An 18,623-nucleotide genomic window follows, 5' to 3' on the forward strand; every position below is an offset into this window, starting at 1 on the left:
AAATTATGCCAACCGCGAGAAAAAGATCGGGGTAGCCGGAGTAAATCTTCCCTTAGGCCAGGTCAGCAAAATGACGTTCGGTGCGCCGGAAGTAAAAACAGCCGATCAGAAAGATTACCAGCGAAGTCGCAAAACCCGTCCCCACCCATTCCCACGGAAAGGGGCGGTTTTGCAAAAAGATGGACCGCATCCCCTCGATAACGCCCACCATGGGGTTAAGTGCGTACAGGGGTTGCCAACGCTCCGGTATGATGCTAACGGAGTAGACAACCGGTGCACTGTACATCAGGACGCGCACGAGGAAGCTCATGGCGTACTGTATATCCCGGTACTGAACGGCCAACGCGGCTAAAAAACAGCCCGCGCCAATGCTAGTGAGGATTAATATGAGCAGCAGTACCGGAACCATGATGATTGTGGCACTGGGTGTCATACCGTAGTAGATGAGCAACCCAATCAGCACTAACGAAGCCACTCCGAAATCGATTAACTTGCCAAACACCGCGGACAGAGGCAGGATAAGCCGGGGGAAATACACCTTTCCGATCATCGTCCGGTTCTTCACCAGGGACCCCGTCGCCTCCGTCAGAATTCCACTGAAATAAGTCCAGGAAACCATGGCCGTGTAGCTAAAGAGGATATAGGGCGTCCCGTCGGAACCTAACTTCGCTAAATTTCCGAAAATAACCGTAAAGATGATCGCCTGAATGAGCGGGTCGAACACCGCCCAGCCTACCCCGAGGATGGATTGGGCGTACTTGATTTTGATGCCACGCAGGGAAAGGAAATAGAGCAGGTCGCGGTAAGCCCAGATCGCCTTTACGTCGATCAACTGCCAGCCGCTGGTTGGCTTGATGATGGTGGTCTGCTGCATAAGGGTTAAGAAGGCTTTAGGCCGCAAAAGTACGGCTTTAAATACGCGTAGCCATGAGTTCCGGCGTATCTTCGCCGACTAATTAACACAACAGTATTGTCAAACCACCCACCCCAAAGCCTCAAGTTTGCCGTTGTCGGCTGCGGCCACATCGGTAAGCGCCACCTGGCCGTAATTGCCGCCGAGCCAACGGCCGAGCTGGTCGCCTTTTGTGAGGACGACGCGGATAAGCTAGCGAGTTTCACGGATTTGTATCCGGGCACCCAACCGTACGCCGATTATCAGCGGATGCTGAAAGAAACCGACGCCGACATCATCAGCATCTGTACGCCCCACGGCTTGCACGCCATCATGAGCATCCAGGCCGCTTACGCCGGTAAGCATATTCTCGTGGAAAAACCCATGGCTCTGACCGTGCGGGAAAGCGAAAGCATGATCGCCGCTGCCAATGCAAATGAGGTCAAACTTTACGTCGTCAAGCAAAATCGCTACAACCAGCCTATTCTCCGGGTAAAAGAAGCGCTCGACGCGGGTCAGTTAGGTCGTCCGCTGATGGTTCAGTGCAACGTGATTTGGAACCGCAACAACGCGTATTACGAGCAGTCTAGCTGGCGGGGCAATCGGGAGTTCGAAGGCGGTGCCCTGCAAACCCAGGTCAGCCACTTTATCGACCTGATGATCTGGTGGTTCGGCGACGTCACCCAGGCCAAGACCATCATGGATACGCTCAACCACGACATTCAGATCGAAGACTGCGGCAGCTCCGCGCTCCGCTTTTCATCCGGCGTCATCGGAAACTTGATGTGGACGACCTGCGCCTACCGCCAGAACTTCGAGGGCAGCCTGACGCTCGTCTGCGAAAAAGGCTTAGTCAAGATCGGTGGAAAGTACCTGAATAAGATCGAGTACTGGGAAGTCGAAGGCGTTCCGCAACCCACCCTCGATGAGGAAATCGACCAGCCTAATAATTACGGGACGTACCAGGGTAGCTCCAGCAATCACGACAAACTGATTACTGACCTGGTCGATCAATTTATTCAGCGCCGCGAGGGCGTCGTCGAAGGGCCGGAGGGTATTCGTTCCATCCGCGCCATCGAGAAAATTTACGGGGGAGCATGATCGAAGACGAACTTTTTGCCGGTCGACCGTGGGCGGAGGTGCTCGAACGCGCCTACGGCTTCACCGTCGAATGGACGGCTGCGGGCTTCCCGTTCGCTCCGCTGGACGATCTGGCCGGCCGCCGCGTAAGTAGCCTACCTTTTTCGGATTATCTACCGTTTTGTACGGTTGGGAGTGTGGAGGATCACCTATCCGATTTACGGCGTCAGTACCCCGGTCGGGCAATCACGATTAAAGCTACGTTGCCGGAGGACGCTACGCCCACCGGAATGGAGATTACCCGGCGGGCCGTTTATCATCGCTACCAAACAGGGGGGGCTTCTTCTTCGGAGTTCAGGCGGGGTGTCCGCAAAGCCGTGAAGCAGGGTGTCCGGATAGCAAGGCGGACCGATGCGGATGGTCTCGATCGGTTTCTGGAACTTTACCACTGGCAACGGCTCAACAAATTCGGCGGAATTCCCCAGCCACCCTCCTTCTTTCGGGCTATTTTTGACGTCTTTATCGCCAACGATAAAGGGTTCTTCCTGGAAGCGCTCACCGCGGAAAACGAGTTGGCCGCCTCGGTGGTCGTGCTGAGCGAAGGCACGGGTTGGTTCTACAAATTCGGGGCTTCCGATCCGGACCACCTGTCGACGCGCCCGAATAATTTGATCTTCCAACACCTGATCGAAGCGGTCGACGCCGGTGAGGCGACCTTTCTGGATTTTGGCCTCAGCGGTGCCGGTGATTCGTATGCGGGGCTGCGTCGGTTCAAATCCGGGACGGGTGCCACGGAGCATCCCGTCACGTATTTTCGCTCGCCCGGCGCGGTTGATGAGCGGGCCGATGAATTCCTTAAGTTCGTGTATGAATTTACTAAAGCTACCGCCGCCTCGGGTAACGACCGGGCGGCCATTGCGCCCATCAGTGAACGACTTTATCGGTATTTAGCATGAGAATAGCCATCATCGGTAACAACGACGGGCCGGAACGTCTCGCGGCGGCTTTGGCTGACGGTAGTCACGAGGTCGTCCTGGTGGGTCTTCAGAAAGGGGCGCGGACGCGGGAGCAAAGTACGGTACCGGATGAGCAAAGTTTGGAACAAGCCATTACCGGGCTGAAGGTCGACTTGATCATCAACTGCTTCGCCAACTTTCGGTACCGCTATCTCCACCAAACCTATTCGATTCTTAACGTCCACCTCGCTCCGTTGCCCCGCTACCGGGGGCGGCACCCGCTCCAGTGGGCACTCATTAACGGGGAGTCTACTTTCGGTGCCACCATCCACACCATCACGGATGACTACGATGCCGGGCCGATCTACTGGCGGGGTGAGCTGCCGGTTCAAAATGGCTGGTCCGCCCGCCAACTCCGGGAAGCCATGTTGCAACTCGTCGAAACAAACATTACCGGCGTGCTGGACGCTTACCCTACTGCCGACCCAATCCCCAACAATCCGGCGGAAGCCACCTACGTTACGCGTAGAAACCCCGAGGATAGCATGATTGGTGACTGGTCGGACCGCGATAAGGTCTACCGCACCGTTCACGCCCTACGGGAGGATGAGCACCCTGCTTTTGCCCGGACCACCGGTACGGAAAAAGTAGTGTTCACCGGAGCACAACCGGGTACCCGTCGTTTCGTCGGCTTCGTCACGGGCACCGTCGTCGGAAAAACGGGCCAGCAAATCGAAGTAGTTTGTGAAGACGGGCGTACCCTCTTTTTAGAGGTTAGTCCCGATTCACCCCACCTTCCTAGCACAAACGATAATCTAATAGCATGGTAGACATCCCTCTCATCGACCTGAAAGCCCAGTACGCCACCCTCCGCCCCGCCGTGGACGAGGCCGTCGCCGAAGTGCTCGCCACCACGGGTTTTATCGGTGGCCCCCAGGTTAAAGAATTTGAAGAAAATTTTGCTGAGTTTGGTAACTACCCCGAAGTAGTCGCTTGCGGTAACGGGACGGACGCGCTCGAATTATTACTCGATGCGTGGGAAATAGGGGAGGGCGACGAAGTGATCGTCCCGGCCATGAGTTGGATCAGCACGAGTGAGGTCGTCGCCACCCGCGGGGCGAAACCAATCTTTGTCGACGTCGACCCGAAGACTTACTGTATCGACCCGGCTTTGATTCCCGCCGCCATCACTTCCCGGACGAAATGCATCATCGCCGTCCACCTCTACGGTCACCCGGCTGACCTGGGTGCCATCCGTAAAATCGCTGACGAACATAGTTTGTACCTGATCGAAGACTGCGCCCAGGCACACGGTGCATTCTTCGGGGAGCACAACATCGGCACGGTCGGTGACGGAGCGACCTTCAGTTTCTTCCCCTCCAAAAGTCTCGGCGCTTACGGGGATGCCGGTGCCGTCATTGCTCCTTCCCCCGAACTTGGCACCCGCGTCCGCGCCCTAGCTAACCACGGGATGCCCGGCCGCAGACACCACCACGTTTACCACGGCCGAAATAGCCGGATGGATGCTTTACAGGCAGCAGTCCTGAACGTGAAAATTCCCCACCTGGCGGGCTGGATCACGGCCAAAAACCAGCACGCCAAGCGCTACCAGGATAATCTGGAAGACCTCGACCCCGGCTACCTCAGCCTCCCGAGCACGGCGCCCGATTGCTACCACGGCTTCCATCTTTTCGTCATCCGCACCGAGCGCCGCGATGAATTAGCGGAGTTCCTGACCGCAAAAGGAGTCGCCAATACCGTTCATTACCCCACCGCGCTGCCCCTGCACGCCTGCTACGCGGAAGACGGCTACCGGGCCGAAGATTATCCCGTATCCGTCAACCTAGGTAACACCGCCCTCAGCCTGCCCATGTTCGCCGAGCTGACGGACGAGCAAATCGATTACGTCAGTGACCAACTAAAAGAATTCTTCGCCGCTTGAAAAAACTAATCAAATTCGACATCATTCACCCCGCCGCGTGGCTGGCCGATAAAAAGGCCGAACACCCGGAAGTGAAGGAAATGAGCCTGGAAGAATACCGCGCCTGGCTACTCGGTCTGTTCTCGAACTACAGCGATTTTTACACCCATTACCTCACCGAATCAGGCGAGTGGGACGCGGAAGAGTACTTTTTGCTGGATGACCTGTACAACCTGAAAGTAGCCCAGCATCTCTACGGAAAGGAACGAGGGTTAGCAATGGATGTAGCCGCTAAGGTTTATTACAAACTTCGTCGCCGAGGGCCCGGGCAATGGCGTAGCCACCTTATTAAAAAGTACATCCAGTCCTTCAAACCGGACGTGATCTTCGTCCGATCGCAGCCGCAGAACTCTAAATTTTGGCTACAATTTCGAAAAGACGCGCTACTCGTAGCTCGCCTCAGTGCGCGGCTACCCCAGAATTGGCATCCGGAACATTTCGATCTAATTTATACCGACCAGCCTGATTTTCAGACCTTTTTTCATTTTCACGGTGTCAAAACCGTTCTGAACGACCAGGGTTTCGATCCTCGAATCATCGATCACCTTCAATCGGGTCGCCCTTCTCCGGGTGTCGTTTTCTGCGGAGGACTGGGCACCCAGAATTTTCTGGCGCGGACGGAATTTTTCGAGCGTATCGCTCAACGAGCCAAATTTTCCTGGTGGGGCTATTGGTGGGAGTACGGTGGCGACGGACGCGCGCTTAAAGACTTCCCCGCCCTGCACGCGGGTTTTAACGGTCCGACGAGCGGCCTGGAAATGTACCAGATTTACCACGACGCGGATATTTGCCTGAACGATTACGTAGACACCGCCAACGGCATCGGCTTTAATCAGCGGATGTTTGAAGTAATGGGAAGCGGTGGCTTCTTATTGACGCGGATGGCACCGAATTTCGCGGAGCAGTTTCCGGAGGGCATTTTTGCCACCTACGTCGACGACGAGGATTGTCTACGCCAAGTCGACCATTACTTGGCGCACCCGGAAGAGCGTGCCGTAATTGCCAAAAAAGGGCAAGCGTACATTGTAGAAAATTACAATTACGAGCGCATTTCCAAAGAATTTGCCGACGATCTGTTGGTAGAATTAGCGGCTAAGGACAAAGCTTGAAAGTAAGTGCATTATCCCTGATGGGATTGCCTTCCTTATCGTTTTCCGCGCCCTTCCGGTACCGCTCCGGCGCTTCGGAAGCTGGGATCACCCGGAAATCAAAACTGACCCGGCTACGATTCGTATCATTCAGCATCGCACCGTGAGAAAGCTCGACGCCCTTGAAGCGTCCGTACTGACCCACCTCCAGTTCGAGCGGGCGGTAATCTTCCAGGCCCACGGTTGACTCGATCCACATCGCATTGTTGCCCGCGGCCGGTGTTTGCACGAGTAGGTAATTGACTTCCCCCGGTGCGTGGCCGTAATCGCCGTCGCGGTGAAAACGGCTTTGCCCCGGCGTATCGGCAAAAAGGATACGGTGGCTCGGCCGGGCCTGGTAGTAGATCGGATCGTCGTACTGCGGGCGAATGACCTCGCGGACGAAGCGTTCGTAAAGAGCGTAGAAGGCCTTACCGTCAGCTCCCGACAGTCCGGTATACATCCGCTCGAACAGGGGGCTTTGCTCCATATTTTTGTAGAGACTGTTTCCGCTGCGGTCTGTCGTCGCGGGGTATTCCGCGTTCAGACTGGTGAGGTCGTCGCGGCCGATGAAGCCGGCGATCAGGCTCCGGAAATCATATTCTTGGGGATCATACTGGAGGACAGTCGTTTTCATTTTGTATTGTTTTGCCAGCGTGCGCAGCCGATGCCGGTAGCGCCGAAGCCGTTGCCATTGTAAAAAAGATAGCGGCCGTGGGGGGTGTCCACGACGTTCGGGTAGGTCTGCATATCGGAATCCCACCCGGTTGGAGAATAGTCGATACCGACGCGGTCGTCCATTCTGTGCCAGGTTCGTGCGTCCTTACTTTCCGCGTAGCCGATTCGGTAGGCATCGTCTCCGTTCCGGTAATCGTAGCTGCCCCGGTAGCAGAACCACATTTTGTAGGTATCGCCGTCCTTAACTACACTGGGTCGGGCGGTACATTCGTGCGTCCCGATAGCTATCGGGACGGGTGCAAAGATGGTTTGATTGAGCCGGGTCCACTCCACACCGTCAGCCGAATGAGCGTACTTGATTTCGTAAAGTGGCTCTACCCGACCGTTGACTTCCAAGAAGCCCGTGCTGCTGGCGTACCACAAATGCCAAGTGTCGCCTTCCCGAAAACTACAGGGGCTAGCGGTAAAGAAAGGTTCGTCCTTACTTCTGTCTACCACCGCACCCGGGAACGGCCGCTCGAAAGTGACGCCACCATCCTTGCTAATCGCCAAGCCCACGGCATTTCGGTACGCTACGGATACGGATGGGTTCCACCCGACGTAGTACAGGTACAGATCTCCGTTTTCAGCGGTGGTGATGCTGCACGGCATGATACCACCGTCATCGAAAGTTCCAAGCTGACCGAGTTCTAAGATCGGTCGGTCGTGTAGGTATAGGACGCGCGTCGGGTCGGCGGCGTCGACTTCCAAATAGGTTGGGATTGACTGTCCGCGCTCGTTACGGGGTGCGAAGTAGATTCGGATTCGATCGTTTTCTGGTAGGTACAGTCCGGTAGGAACACAAGCGTGACTAACCATCCAGGGATGCTGGCGGTCGGTCTTGAAGAAGCATCCTAGTTTTTGCCAAGCCATTATCCGCCGGATTTATGGGAAAGACTGTCGATATCCACGCTTTTGCCGCGGGCGATCTTTCCTTTTGCGCCCAGGTGAATCGAGTAAGGCTCGGTATCCTTGGTAACGAGCGCACCCATTCCGACCAGCGTAGCCTCGCCGATGACGGTTTCATCCCGGATGGTCGCGTTGACGCCGAAAAAAGCATGGTCTTTAATGGTACAAGCACCGCTAATGACGACCTGGGAGGTAATAAATACGTGACTACCGATCGTGGTGTGGTGGCCAATGTGATTACCACTCCACAGTACGCAGTTGTCGCCGATTTTCACGAAGGGCTGGATCGTATTGTCCTCGAAAATGAAGCAGTTTTCTCCTACGTCAAGATCGGGCCAGGTCGTCGCTTTTGAGCTCACGTAGCTGATGATATCGTAACCTTTGGCTTTGGCGGCCTCAAACTTCTCGCGCCGCAGATGACTCATCTGCTTAAAACTGACGGGTAGGAACATTCGGTACTCCGCCGGCGGGTGGGTGTCCTGAATGGTTTCGAAATCGACGAGTGGTTTTTCTTCGTAGGTATCCGTTTTCCGGTAAGCGGCGTCGACGGTGAAGGCGGCTACTTCGTGGGGGCTATCGTGGCGGAGGTAAAAATGCGCCAGGCTGGCGAGTTGTGATTCACCGAAGATGATGATGGGTCTTGCGTCGGGCGTCATGGTGGGTTAGTTGTCGGTGAGCAGTTTATAGTTTTGGCGCAAGTAATCTCGGCATTTGTCGGGGGAATGATGCGCGATCAGGTGGAGTATTGAGTAAGGGAAAGCCGAGGCTAAAGGTTCGTCTTGTGGTGCCGGCGCCAAAAAACTTAACTGGATGCCCATCTCCTTGAAGTACTTTCCATCGTACAGTTCCCGACCGCCGATGGCGTTTACGTAACTGTCCGTGTTGAGCACGGCAAGCAGCGCAAGCAAGCGTTCTTGTCCTTGCAGCGAACGGTCGTACTCCCGGTCCGATGACTTACTAAACGCTACGGGGAGCGTTAAGTATTCCGCCACGCGGCTTACGCTGTCAGCCGCCAGGTCACTAATCTTTTTCGTAGGGCCGTCAAAAACGGACGTTGCTACCTCCAACGCAGCATCGTAAAACGGTGCGGACCCGTAGTTCAGCCGAAAGCTTTTGTACCACTTCGCGCGGAAGCGATCGTACTGCTTTTCATCAACAAGTTTCTGCTCGATCGTGTCGGAAGAACTGCCCCGGGTTAAGGGAACGGTAAACGAGCCGTGAGCGAGCTTATTCCTGTTGATGTAACCACCCTTGATGTACTGAACGTCGTCATAAAAAACAAACTCGTCCACCGCCGCCACTAATTGGTAGTAGCCGGGGTAGGGGAAAAGGTAGGGCTGCATTACCGCAGTCATACGTTCTCTTTTTCCACGGCTAGCACTACCATTTGCGCGATGCGGTCTACTTCTTCATCCGTCATTTCCGGGTGGAAGGGTAGGCAGAGGACCGTCTGGGCGGCTTTCTCGGAAACCGGGCACGGTGTCCGCAGATCGGCGTCCAGAAAAGGCAGGGTATTCAGGGACGGATCAAAGTATTTGCGCGGGAAAACGTTGTGCTCGTTCAGGTAAGCGACGACAGCCTCCCTTTCTTCGTACGACTGGCAGACGATCGGGAAGTAAGCGTAATTGTAGGTGAGCCCGGGATAATGCTTTGGGGAAAGACAGCGGAAGCCACTCCCTACGAGTTGTGTTTGGTACCGCTCGTGGACACGTTGCCTGGCCAAAATCTGCTCGTCGATCGTTTCGAGATTTAAGAGCCCGATGGCCGCGTTCAATTCCGAAGTTTTTCCGTTGATGCCCGCCGATTGGTAGTCTGCCCCTACGTGGCCGAAACTCCGTAGCAGCCCGACCTGCCGTTTCATGTCGGGCGTGCGACAAACAAGCCCGCCGCCTTCGATGGTGTGGAAGACTTTCGTGGCGTGAAAACTTAGGGTACTGATGTCGCCCCAGCGCAGCACGGACTGCCCGTCGAGACGAACCCCGAAGGCGTGGGCGGCATCGTAGATTAACGATAATCCATGCTTATCGGCAATGGCCTGTAACGCTTCGTGTTGGCAGGGGTAACCGTACACGTGTGTTGCCAGGATTGCGGTAGTGTCCGGCCTGATGGCAGCTTCCACCAACTCCGGGTCGATGGTGAAGTACTCGGTTTCGACGTCCGCGAATATCGGCGTCATACCTTCCCAGAGCAGGGAGTTCGTGGTCGCTACGTAGGAAAAGGGGGTAGTGACTACGGACCCGCTGAGACCAAGGGCCTTGATGGCCAGCTGGAGCGCGATGGTACCATTACTCACAAGAAGACAACAGTCCGTATCCAGCCGGGCCGCTAGTTTCTCTTCGAGCTCCTGGCATTTTGGCCCGTTGTTGGTGACCCAGTTCAATGTCCATATTTCTTGCAGGAGCGCGTGATATTGCGGCAGCGGCGGCAACGTCGTCTTGGTAACTTGGATGGGCTGTTTGAAGGGAACGGGCATAAGCCTGTGGTCGGGTAAGTTAAAAGAGTCGTAAAGCGTATTAGGTGAGAACGGGATGATATGATGGCCATCGAAAACGATGCGATGAATCTATCGTCAAAACAAAAACAAAGCTACTACCTAAGCCACAAGACTTCCTACTTTAATCGCAGATCAATTCTGACCCCATTTCGTTCGCGCTGTCACCTGTCTCGCCCCGATGGAGGGCGGGGTTGATTAGCCGTAGTTTGGAGCGCGGGCGAATATTGCTAAGTTGAGAGTCGGGGGGAGTACCTTCATCTCCTTCGCGGCGTGCACGCACCGAGCTAAACGGGTCGCGTTCCTAACGCCGGCTTCTGGACGCGTTGGCGATTAGATAGATTGAAACCTTAACCTAAGTTTGACCGTAGCCTGGTTCGGGCCGGCCGAAAGTCAATCATTGAACGAATTGCGGACCACCATTCAGTGCCAGGCTACGCCAGCGACCATGCCCGCAAAAATCAAGTAAAGTACGCAGTAAGTAGATTTGCCGCACTTACGGAGTCCTCCAACACCTATTCAAACAACTTCCCGCTTACCGAACGGGGGGCTGCTGATGACCAGCCACCAAAAACCTCAGCGCACCGTGAAAACCGTCACCCTTTTTCTGGCCCAGTCCTTCCCGCCCCGCCCCGGGGTCGCGGCCCGGAGGCTGGAATACTTGGTGCGCGAATCACTGAAAACCTCCGACCGGGTGTTCGTCATCCGGCTCGATCGGGCGTACGGAAAGGAAATTTCCCTGAAGGGCCTGAAGGTGTTGCCCATTACGGCGCGTGATCTGCGGTCAAATTATGTGGGCCTGAGCAAAATTGGGACGGTACGGCAAACCGGGCGAAGTAAGTTGTTCCAACTGGTCCAGCGCCTGCGCCAGTCTTTCCCGTTCGTTTACCTGACGGACGATGGCGGTTTGGACTACCGCCAAAAAGCATTCGCGCTGGCGAGTGAATTGGTAGAAAAAGAGGGCATCACCCACGTCATTTCCTCCTTCCGTCCGTGGTCAGACCACCTCGTTGCTAGTCAACTGAAAAAACAATACCCCCACCTAAACTGGGTGGCGGACATGCGTGATTTGCCCGTCGACCCGGTGCGGGCCGACGCCTGGTGGCCAGGCCTGCAAACTTGGTGGGGTAAGCGCGTCCTCGCCGCCGCCGACGAAGTTTGGTGCGTTTCCCGGGGGCAGGCCGAGCAGTTGGCTGTTTGGCATCCGGTCGTCAAAGTCCGGTACAATCCCCTGCTCACCCTGCCGCCGGGGCGCACGGCACCCACTACGGATCGCTTCACGATTGTGTACACGGGCAGCCTTTACTCAGGTTTGCAGTCGATCGAGCCGCTGGTGGTGGCCCTGCGGAAATTACTTTTAGAGGAGGTGCTTCCGCCCCACCAACTTTGCCTTGTTTACCGGGGAAAGGATGCGGATCTGTTCCGGCACTGGACGGCCGGCATTCCGACCGAATGCCTGGACGTTCAAACATCCATTGCACCCGCGGCCGCGCAAAAGATGCAGGAAAAAGCGCAAGTCTTATTGCTACTGAACTGGTCCGCCCCCGGCTACTACGGCGTGCTGACGGCTAAATTGTGGGATTATTTGGCGAGCGGCCGGCCAATCCTGGCGCTGGTGAATGGCCCGGGAGACGAGGAATTACGAAAAATTATCGAGGGCGCGGCCGCGGGTGCCGTGTTTGGGGCGAGTGAGCAAACGAAAGCTGACGAGTGGTTACGCGCCGCCATCGGTACGTGGCAAACCACGGGCACCCTGGCGTGGGAGACTTCGATTGCTGCGCTGCGCGCCTACGTCTGAACCGGGTTTGTCCCCACGCCACCCCCGCCCCGCAACTTCCCTATCTTTACGCCCGACCAAATTACCCCATGAAAGCGCTCAACCTGAACGGTAAATCCATCCTCATCACCGGCGGCACCGGCTCCCTGGGCAAAGCCCTGACGCGGCGCATCTACGCCGAATGGCCCGACGTAAAACGGCTCGTCATTTTCAGCCGCGACGAACAAAAACAGTTCGTCATGGCCCAGGATTACCCGCTTTCCGAGTACAACAGCATCCGCTTTTTCATTGGCGACGTGCGCGACCGTGAGCGTCTTACCCGCGCCATGCAGGGCATCGACTACGTTATCCACGCCGCGGCCATGAAGCACGTTCACCTTGCCGAATACAACCCTTCGGAGTGCATCAAAACCAACGTCGGCGGTGCCGAAAATACCATCTACGCCTGCCTGGAAACGGGCGTCGAGCGCGTCGTCGCCCTGAGTACCGATAAAGCTTGCGCGCCGATCAACCTCTACGGCGCGACCAAGCTGACGAGCGATAAACTCTTCATCGCCGCCAACAACATCCGCGGCAGCAACCCCATCCGGTTTAGCGTCGTCCGCTACGGCAACGTTATGGGCTCGAACGGCTCGGTGATCCCGTTTTTTATCAACAAGCGTAAAGCAGGGTTTTTACCAATCACCGACCCCAACATGACCCGCTTCAACATTAGCCTGGACGGCGGCGTCGACATGGTTTTTCACGCGCTGGCTAACGCCTGGGGTGGTGAGATATTCATCCCCAAAATTCCCAGCTACAAGATCACGGACGTGGCCGAGGCCATCGCACCCACGCTGGAAAAACGCGTCGTCGGTATCCGCCCGGGCGAGAAGATCCACGAGGAAATGATCACGCCTTCGGATAGTTACTACACCTATGACATGGGTAAGTACTACGCCATCCTGCCCACCACGCCGAATTGGAACATCGAAGAATTTAAGCAAACCTTCGGAGCCAAAAAAGTGACGGAAGGCTTCAGCTACAACTCCGGTACGAACGAAGAATGGGTCAGCGTTCAGGACTTGCGTGATTTCATCGTCGAGCACGTCGACCCAAGTTTTGTCGCATGAGCACCAAGTATTCCATTCCCTACGGCCGCCAGAACATTACCGACGCGGACATTGCCGCCGTTACCGAAGCCCTCCAGGCGGATTACCTCACGACCGGCCCCCGCGTGCTGGAATTCGAAGTCAAGTTCGCCGAGTACGTCGGTGCGAAATACGCCGTCGCGGTCGCTAACGGAACCGCCGCGCTGCACCTTTGCGCTCTGGCCCTCGGCGTCGAGAAAGGCCTCCGCGTCATCACGACACCGATCACTTTCGCGGCCAGTGCCAACTGCGTGCGCTACTGTGGCGGCGAGGTCTGGTTTGCCGACATCGACCCGGTCACCCTCACGCTCGATCTGGAAAAAACGCGGGCGCTCATCGAGGCCCACGAGCCCGGTTTTTTTCAAGGAATTATCCCCGTGGATTTCGCCGGCTATCCCGTCGATCTCGAAGCCTTTCGGGAACTGGCCGACGAGCACGGTATGTGGATCATCGAGGATGCCTGCCACGCGCCCGGTGGCTGGTTTACGGATTCCAAAGACGAAAAACAGCACTGCGGTAACGGAAATTACGCCGATCTGGCCATTTTCTCTTTCCACCCCGTCAAGCACATTGCCAGCGGTGAGGGCGGCATGATCACTACCAATAATGCCGATCTCTACAACGATCTGATGCAGTTGCGCACCCACGGCATTACCCGCGATCCGGATCAGCTCAAGCGTGAATCTGACGGCGGCTGGTACATGGAAATGCAGCAGTTGGGTTATAATTATCGCATCCCCGATATCCTTTGCGCGCTTGGGATCAGTCAGTTATCCCGGGCTGACGAGGGCATGGAACGACGTCAGGAGATTGCTAAGAAGTATGATAATGCCTTCAAAAAGTTGGGCGCGGACGCGGGTGCCGGGCAATTGAGTGAAGGAGCAAAATTGCTTTACCACGGACTACCTTCCTCCGACCGGCAACACGCTTTCCACCTGTATGTCATCCAGGTGGAGGACCGTAAAGGGCTTTATGACTACTTCCGGGAACAAGGTATTTACGCGCAAGTCCACTACATCCCCGTCCACACCATGCCCTACTACGCCGAGCTGAACCACTATTCAGACATCGATCTTTCGCTTGCCGAAAATTACTACGCCGGTGGACTTAGTCTCCCGATGTATCCAACCTTAACGGAAGAGGAGCAAGACTTCGTGATCGACCGGGTAAAAACTTTCCTGGCTTAAACCGAATATTCCTTGCACCCGCGACGCATTAGCTAGTCCCGTACTTAGTCGGGGCAACCGCGCCAAATTAATCACGCCTCACTATAATATGAAGAATCGATCGCCCTTACGGTCCCGGGAGCAGACGGAATCGACCCCGCTACTCAGCGTCAGTATGCTCTCGTATAACCAACGTGAATACCTGTCCAGGGCCATCGAAAGCGTGCTGGATCAGGTGACGGATTTTCCCTGTGAGATCGTGATCGGCGATGATTGTTCTGACGATGGGAGCCAGGAATTGCTCCGGGAATACCAGGGAAAATATCCTCACCTCATACGCTTACACCTACATCCGGAACGGTTCGCGGACAAAATCCCCGGCCGGTCCAACAACATGATCAACCTCACGAGTTGCCGGGGCAAATACATCGCGATGCTGGACGGTGACGACTACTGGACGGACCCGGATAAGCTGCAAAAACAAGTCGCCATTATGGAGGGGCGGCCGGATTTATCGCTGAGTTGCCACGAGAGCGTAGTGGAAATGGAGGATGACCTGCGGGAAGAATCCACTCCAACTTACTTTTCCGAATTCACGCCCCGGACACTGGAAGAGGGGACCTACAACATGCACGACCTCACCCGGCACTGGTACCTACCTTTTCACGTAAGTAGCCTGGTGATGCGCAAAGAAATGCTGCTTCCCTTCCCCGAATGGTTTGAAGAGGTGCTCGCCGCCGATAAAGCCATTATTTATCACTTAGTGAGCCAGGGTGACTTCCATTATAGCACCCGGCCAGCCAGCGTCCGCTACGTAGGGGAGGAAAATTTTACTTCCCAACCTATATACAGCTCGGAGGAATATCAAGCGCACAAAAAGTACGATGAGCAGCTATTCCTGGAACACTATCCGGACTTGTGGACCAGCGATTACGCGGATGGCCTCAAAGAGCGAACGCTTTTTTACGAAGGCAAAAGCCTGTTGAAGCGTGGAAAATATTTAGCCGGGGCTGCCCGCTTAGCCAGTGCCGGTCCGGTGTTTTATCTTCGGGCGCTTTACCGGCGGGGTCGGGACGGCGTTTCGGTTAAAAAGTAAGTGACTGGTTTGCGTTCTCAGAATACTCTGCCGTTTGCTTACTCAAGGTCGTCCTAAATTCCACGCTTACTTCATCCGTTAATTCACCCTTACCCCATGAGCCGACTTTGTATTATACCCGCACGGGGTGGGAGTAAGCGGATTCCGCGAAAGAACATCCGTCCGTTTTTAGGGAAACCGATTATTGCTTACTCCATCGAAGCGGCCCTTGCGAGCGGGCTTTTTGACGAAGTGATGGTGAGTACGGACGATGAAGAAATTGCAGCGGTGGCCAGGCAGTTCGGGGCCAGTGTTCCGTTTATGCGCAGCGCTGCCACCGCGGATGATTTTGCTACGACCGTTGACGTTATCGCGGAGGTGCTGGGTGAATACCGGTGGGAGTTTGCTGAGGTTTGTTGCGTTTATGCTACGGCTCCTTTTGTCACAGTCGATCTACTCAAACAGGCGACCGAGTTGCGACTCAGTGCAACAGCCGACTGTGTATTTCCTGCCCTGGCTTACTCCTTTCCCGTTCAAAGATCCATAGAGCTCGACCCCACCGGAAAAATCCGTCTGCGCCACCCCGAGCACCTCACCACGCGGAGCCAGGACTTACTCCCCGTCTACCACGATGCGGGCATGTTTTATACTTTCGACCCAGCCGTCATCCTGGCAAAGGGTAGCCTCTGGACGGATAATACCCGGATCATCACCGTCGAAGAACTCGCCGCCCACGACATCGATACGCCGGCGGATTGGCGGGTAGCCGAATTTAAACACCAACTCCTCCATGAAAAAAGTTAGGCCAATCATTGCCTTCCGGGCGGACGGCTCCGCTACGATGGGGTTGGGGCACGTCTACCGCTCGGCGGCCCTGGCGCGAATGCTGGCTCCGGTGGCGGACTGCGTCTTTTTCTCCCGCGCTATTCCGACCGGCCTGACGGAGATGTTGTCTTCCAGTTACGAGGCAAGCTACGAGCTTGCGGTGCCCGCCGCGGATGAAGTCAATACGATGGTGGAGCAACTTCGAAAACACTATCCTGACCGTCCGTATACGTTCGTCCTGGATGGCTACCACTTCAAAACTGCTTATCAACGCTCGATAAAAGCACTAAAATGCCTATTGGTTTGCATTGATGACATCCACGCTTGCGATTACGTGGCGGACCTCGTCATTAATCACTCTCCGGCCGCCAATCTGACGGACTACGTGGGGGAAACTTACACGAAATACGCTCTAGGTCCCCGCTTCGCCTTACTGAGAAATCCTTTTCTGGTAGCCGCGCAAAGTGCCGAAAATAACTTATCAGCCAAACGCGACCGCATTTTTATCTGTCTTGGTGGCGCCGACCCGAAAAATGATACGCTTACTATTTTACGAAAACTTGCGGATTATGAGCGAGTGCCTGCTGTTGATGTCGTCCTCGGACCAGCTTACGCGCACCAAAAGGAATTACAATCCTTTTTGACGGATACAACGCTCAAAATTGAGCTACACCGCAGTTTGACGGCGGAGCAGTTGGTCGATCTGATGCAGTCTAGTGTTGTCGGAATTACGAGCCCGAGCACCGTTTCTCTGGAATACCTCAGCGCTGGCGGCAAGCTCTTCCTCCACCAGACCGCCGATAACCAAGCCGGAATTTATGCCGGCTTGATTGAAAAAGGCTTAGCCCTGGATGTTGCAACTATGGATGCCGAAGCATTTGTCTCAACCTCAGAGAAAACACCCTCACCCATGGACGGGCGGCAGGCGGAACGGCTACGTAAATTATTTGCCGCACTCGACCTGACCTGGCGGTTGGCTACGGCGGACGATAGTGACCTCTATTTGGCCTGGGCTAACGATCCGGACGTGCGGGCTCAGTCCTTTGATTCTTCCCTCATTTCCCCAAGCGAACACGCTGCATGGTTTAGGCGCCGGCTTGTTGACGAACAGAGTTGCCTGCTGATATTCGAACGTTCGAGAAAACCCGTCGGTCGGGTTCGGTTTGCCGTCGTCGGTAACGAAGCGACTATTGGTTATTCCGTAGCGAAGGAGTCCCGTGGTCATGGTCTGGGCGTGCCCATGCTACACTTTGCGGTAGATGCCCTGCGACGTGAGCGACCAAAAATAGAAAGATTCATCGGTTACGTTAAAGAAGGAAACATAGCTAGCGTAACTACTTTTCGCCGCCTCGGTTACCGGGAAGAACCTACGAATGATTACCCCGACGCCCTTAAATTCGTCCTCTATGACCTTTAAGATTGGAAACCGAAGCATCGGCCCCAACCACCACCCCTTCATCATAGCCGAAATGTCCGGCAACCACAACGGCAACCTGAACCGGGCATTAGAACTCGTCAAAGCCGCCGCGGAAGCCGGTGCCCACGCCCTGAAGCTTCAGACCTACCGCGCCGATACAATCACCATCAACCAACGCGGCGGGCTTTTCGACATCACGGACCCCAACAGTCTCTGGGCGGGCCGAAACCTCTACGAACTCTACGACGAAGCCCACACCCCCTGGGAATGGCACGAGGAAATATTCGCCTACGCCAAGTCACTCGGCATGGAAGCCTTCTCGTCTCCTTTCGACGAAACTGCCGTCGACTTCCTCGAAACCCTGAACGTGTCCGCCTACAAGATCGCTTCGTTCGAAAGCGCCCACCATCCGCTCCTGAAAAAAGTCGCTCGCACTGGCAAACCAGTTATCATCAGCAGCGGTACCTCGACGCTCGACGAGATATATGAATCCGTACGCATTCTCCGGGAGAACGGGGCGGGGCCGATCTGCGTCCTGAAGTGTACCAGCACTTACCCCGCCACCGCCGCCAATACAAACCTCAACACCATCGCTGTTTTCAAGTCTGTTTTTCCGGATTGTCTGGTGGGTTTGAGCGATCATACGATGGGCATCGGCGTGTCCGTGGCGGCCGTCGCCCTCGGGGCTAGCGTTATTGAAAAGCACTTTACCCTCCGCCGCGCGGATGGTGGGGTGGACAGTACTTTTAGTCTGGAACCATCGGAATTGGCGGCGTTGGTCACGGAAACGGGGCGGGCCTGGGAAGCAATGGGACGCGTTCAGTTGGACACGCAAAAGGTCGAAGAGGTCAGCCGGCAGTTTCGGCGGTCGATCTACGTAGCTGAGGACGTGGCGGCGGGTGAGAAGCTGACTTCTAGCAACTTACGGGTCATTCGTCCGGGCGACGGCCTGCACTCGCGCTACTACGAAAATCTGATCGGTCGCGTAGCCCGGCGTCCTTTGCGGGCGGGGCAGCCCTTCACTGATCTGAGTGACGCGGAGTAAGTTTACGATACCGGTCAATCAACATTTACCACTAG

General features: G+C 55.6%; 18 protein-coding genes. 12 read left to right on the top strand and 6 right to left on the bottom strand.

Features of this window, described 5'->3' with window-relative positions; genetic code table 11:
- Positions 1–52: 52 nt before the first annotated feature.
- Positions 53–874 carry an ABC transporter permease gene (locus GGR27_RS08010; RefSeq protein ID WP_168036894.1) on the bottom strand — a complete coding sequence of 274 codons (822 nt, stop codon included), beginning with the start codon at positions 872–874 and terminating at the stop codon, positions 53–55.
- A 96-nt stretch (positions 875–970) separates the two neighbouring features.
- Between GGR27_RS08010 and GGR27_RS08015 the strand changes: the two genes are divergently transcribed.
- Genes GGR27_RS08015 through GGR27_RS08035 form a run of 5 tightly spaced genes read left to right on the top strand, consistent with a single transcriptional unit; the run spans position 971 to position 6,018 of the window.
- Positions 971–1,993 carry a Gfo/Idh/MocA family protein gene (locus GGR27_RS08015; protein ID WP_168036895.1) on the top strand — a complete coding sequence of 341 codons (1,023 nt, stop codon included), beginning with the start codon at positions 971–973 and terminating at the stop codon, positions 1,991–1,993.
- Positions 1,990–2,928 carry a GNAT family N-acetyltransferase gene (locus GGR27_RS08020; RefSeq protein WP_168036896.1) on the top strand — a complete coding sequence of 313 codons (939 nt, stop codon included), beginning with the start codon at positions 1,990–1,992 and terminating at the stop codon, positions 2,926–2,928. The genes GGR27_RS08015 and GGR27_RS08020 overlap by 4 nt, the downstream gene beginning before the upstream one ends.
- Complete coding sequence (locus tag GGR27_RS08025) at positions 2,925–3,758, top strand: formyltransferase family protein (RefSeq protein ID WP_168036897.1); 834 nt, start codon at positions 2,925–2,927, stop codon at positions 3,756–3,758. The genes GGR27_RS08020 and GGR27_RS08025 overlap by 4 nt, the downstream gene beginning before the upstream one ends.
- Positions 3,752–4,870 (top strand): DegT/DnrJ/EryC1/StrS family aminotransferase, encoded by a 1,119-nt coding sequence (locus tag GGR27_RS08030; protein WP_168036898.1) that lies wholly within the window; start codon positions 3,752–3,754, stop codon positions 4,868–4,870. The genes GGR27_RS08025 and GGR27_RS08030 overlap by 7 nt, the downstream gene beginning before the upstream one ends.
- The gene (locus GGR27_RS08035; RefSeq protein ID WP_168036899.1) at positions 4,867–6,018 is read left to right on the top strand and encodes a glycosyltransferase family protein; all 1,152 of its coding nucleotides are present in this window, start codon (positions 4,867–4,869) and stop codon (positions 6,016–6,018) included. Before GGR27_RS08030 ends, GGR27_RS08035 begins: the two co-directional genes overlap by 4 nt.
- Here the strand turns inward: GGR27_RS08035 and GGR27_RS08040 are convergent.
- Genes GGR27_RS08040 through GGR27_RS08060 form a run of 5 tightly spaced genes read right to left on the bottom strand, consistent with a single transcriptional unit; the run spans position 6,002 to position 10,135 of the window.
- Positions 6,002–6,673 carry a hypothetical protein gene (locus GGR27_RS08040; RefSeq protein WP_168036900.1) on the bottom strand — a complete coding sequence of 224 codons (672 nt, stop codon included), beginning with the start codon at positions 6,671–6,673 and terminating at the stop codon, positions 6,002–6,004. The genes GGR27_RS08035 and GGR27_RS08040 overlap by 17 nt on opposite strands.
- Positions 6,670–7,626 (bottom strand): glycoside hydrolase family protein, encoded by a 957-nt coding sequence (locus tag GGR27_RS08045; protein WP_168036901.1) that lies wholly within the window; start codon positions 7,624–7,626, stop codon positions 6,670–6,672. The genes GGR27_RS08040 and GGR27_RS08045 overlap by 4 nt, the downstream gene beginning before the upstream one ends.
- A complete protein-coding gene (locus GGR27_RS08050; RefSeq protein WP_168036902.1) occupies positions 7,626–8,318 on the bottom strand; it encodes an acetyltransferase in 693 nt (230 codons plus the stop codon). Before GGR27_RS08050 ends, GGR27_RS08045 begins: the two co-directional genes overlap by 1 nt.
- 6 nt (positions 8,319–8,324) lie before the next feature.
- Positions 8,325–9,017: a WbqC family protein gene (locus tag GGR27_RS08055; protein WP_168036903.1), complete on the bottom strand. Its 693-nt coding sequence runs from the start codon at positions 9,015–9,017 to the stop codon at positions 8,325–8,327.
- Positions 9,014–10,135, bottom strand: a complete 1,122-nt coding sequence (locus GGR27_RS08060; protein ID WP_168036904.1) for a DegT/DnrJ/EryC1/StrS family aminotransferase — start codon at positions 10,133–10,135, stop codon at positions 9,014–9,016. Before GGR27_RS08060 ends, GGR27_RS08055 begins: the two co-directional genes overlap by 4 nt.
- Positions 10,136–10,739: 604 nt before the next feature.
- On the opposite strand from GGR27_RS08060, the gene GGR27_RS08065 reads away from it, so the two are divergent.
- The 7 genes from GGR27_RS08065 (at position 10,740) to pseI (ending at position 18,588) form a co-directional block, all read left to right on the top strand.
- Positions 10,740–11,951, top strand: coding sequence for a glycosyltransferase family 4 protein (locus GGR27_RS08065; RefSeq protein WP_168036905.1), 1,212 nt, complete (start codon positions 10,740–10,742; stop codon positions 11,949–11,951).
- Positions 11,952–12,019: 68 nt separating this feature from the next.
- Positions 12,020–13,042, top strand: a complete 1,023-nt coding sequence (gene pseB / locus GGR27_RS08070; protein ID WP_168036906.1) for a UDP-N-acetylglucosamine 4,6-dehydratase (inverting) — start codon at positions 12,020–12,022, stop codon at positions 13,040–13,042.
- The gene (gene pseC / locus GGR27_RS08075) at positions 13,039–14,247 is read left to right on the top strand and encodes a UDP-4-amino-4,6-dideoxy-N-acetyl-beta-L-altrosamine transaminase (protein ID WP_168036907.1); all 1,209 of its coding nucleotides are present in this window, start codon (positions 13,039–13,041) and stop codon (positions 14,245–14,247) included. Before pseB ends, pseC begins: the two co-directional genes overlap by 4 nt.
- A gap of 88 nt (positions 14,248–14,335) precedes the next feature.
- On the top strand, positions 14,336–15,322 hold the full coding sequence (locus GGR27_RS08080; RefSeq protein ID WP_168036908.1) for a glycosyltransferase family 2 protein: 987 nt from the start codon (positions 14,336–14,338) through the stop codon (positions 15,320–15,322).
- Between the two features lie 96 nt (positions 15,323–15,418).
- On the top strand, positions 15,419–16,105 hold the full coding sequence (gene pseF, locus GGR27_RS08085) for a pseudaminic acid cytidylyltransferase (RefSeq protein WP_168036909.1): 687 nt from the start codon (positions 15,419–15,421) through the stop codon (positions 16,103–16,105).
- A complete protein-coding gene (pseG, locus tag GGR27_RS08090) occupies positions 16,092–17,543 on the top strand; it encodes a UDP-2,4-diacetamido-2,4,6-trideoxy-beta-L-altropyranose hydrolase (protein ID WP_168036910.1) in 1,452 nt (483 codons plus the stop codon). Before pseF ends, pseG begins: the two co-directional genes overlap by 14 nt.
- A complete protein-coding gene (gene pseI, locus GGR27_RS08095) occupies positions 17,533–18,588 on the top strand; it encodes a pseudaminic acid synthase (RefSeq protein ID WP_168036911.1) in 1,056 nt (351 codons plus the stop codon). The genes pseG and pseI overlap by 11 nt, the downstream gene beginning before the upstream one ends.
- The last annotated feature ends 35 nt before the right edge of the window (positions 18,589–18,623 follow it).

Origin of the sequence: Neolewinella antarctica (assembly GCF_011927835.1) — a bacterium.
In the GTDB taxonomy this organism is placed as follows: Bacteria; Bacteroidota; Bacteroidia; order Chitinophagales; family Saprospiraceae; genus Neolewinella; species Neolewinella antarctica.

What these genes read in the sequence shown, in the direction of transcription:
- GGR27_RS08030 (WP_168036898.1), top strand. Translation starts at nt 3,752, where the DNA reads ATGGTAGACATCCCTCTCATCGACCTGAAAGCCCAGTACGCCACCCTC.
- GGR27_RS08080 (WP_168036908.1), top strand. Translation starts at nt 14,336, where the DNA reads ATGAAGAATCGATCGCCCTTACGGTCCCGGGAGCAGACGGAATCGACC.
- pseI (WP_168036911.1), top strand. Translation starts at nt 17,533, where the DNA reads ATGACCTTTAAGATTGGAAACCGAAGCATCGGCCCCAACCACCACCCC.
- GGR27_RS08060 (WP_168036904.1), bottom strand. Translation starts at nt 10,135, where the DNA reads ATGCCCGTTCCCTTCAAACAGCCCATCCAAGTTACCAAGACGACGTTG.
- GGR27_RS08055 (WP_168036903.1), bottom strand. Translation starts at nt 9,017, where the DNA reads ATGACTGCGGTAATGCAGCCCTACCTTTTCCCCTACCCCGGCTACTAC.
- GGR27_RS08020 (WP_168036896.1), top strand. Translation starts at nt 1,990, where the DNA reads ATGATCGAAGACGAACTTTTTGCCGGTCGACCGTGGGCGGAGGTGCTC.
- pseB (WP_168036906.1), top strand. Translation starts at nt 12,020, where the DNA reads ATGAAAGCGCTCAACCTGAACGGTAAATCCATCCTCATCACCGGCGGC.
- pseG (WP_168036910.1), top strand. Translation starts at nt 16,092, where the DNA reads ATGAAAAAAGTTAGGCCAATCATTGCCTTCCGGGCGGACGGCTCCGCT.
- GGR27_RS08050 (WP_168036902.1), bottom strand. Translation starts at nt 8,318, where the DNA reads ATGACGCCCGACGCAAGACCCATCATCATCTTCGGTGAATCACAACTC.
- GGR27_RS08025 (WP_168036897.1), top strand. Translation starts at nt 2,925, where the DNA reads ATGAGAATAGCCATCATCGGTAACAACGACGGGCCGGAACGTCTCGCG.
- GGR27_RS08010 (WP_168036894.1), bottom strand. Translation starts at nt 874, where the DNA reads ATGCAGCAGACCACCATCATCAAGCCAACCAGCGGCTGGCAGTTGATC.
- pseC (WP_168036907.1), top strand. Translation starts at nt 13,039, where the DNA reads ATGAGCACCAAGTATTCCATTCCCTACGGCCGCCAGAACATTACCGAC.
- GGR27_RS08040 (WP_168036900.1), bottom strand. Translation starts at nt 6,673, where the DNA reads ATGAAAACGACTGTCCTCCAGTATGATCCCCAAGAATATGATTTCCGG.
- pseF (WP_168036909.1), top strand. Translation starts at nt 15,419, where the DNA reads ATGAGCCGACTTTGTATTATACCCGCACGGGGTGGGAGTAAGCGGATT.
- GGR27_RS08045 (WP_168036901.1), bottom strand. Translation starts at nt 7,626, where the DNA reads ATGGCTTGGCAAAAACTAGGATGCTTCTTCAAGACCGACCGCCAGCAT.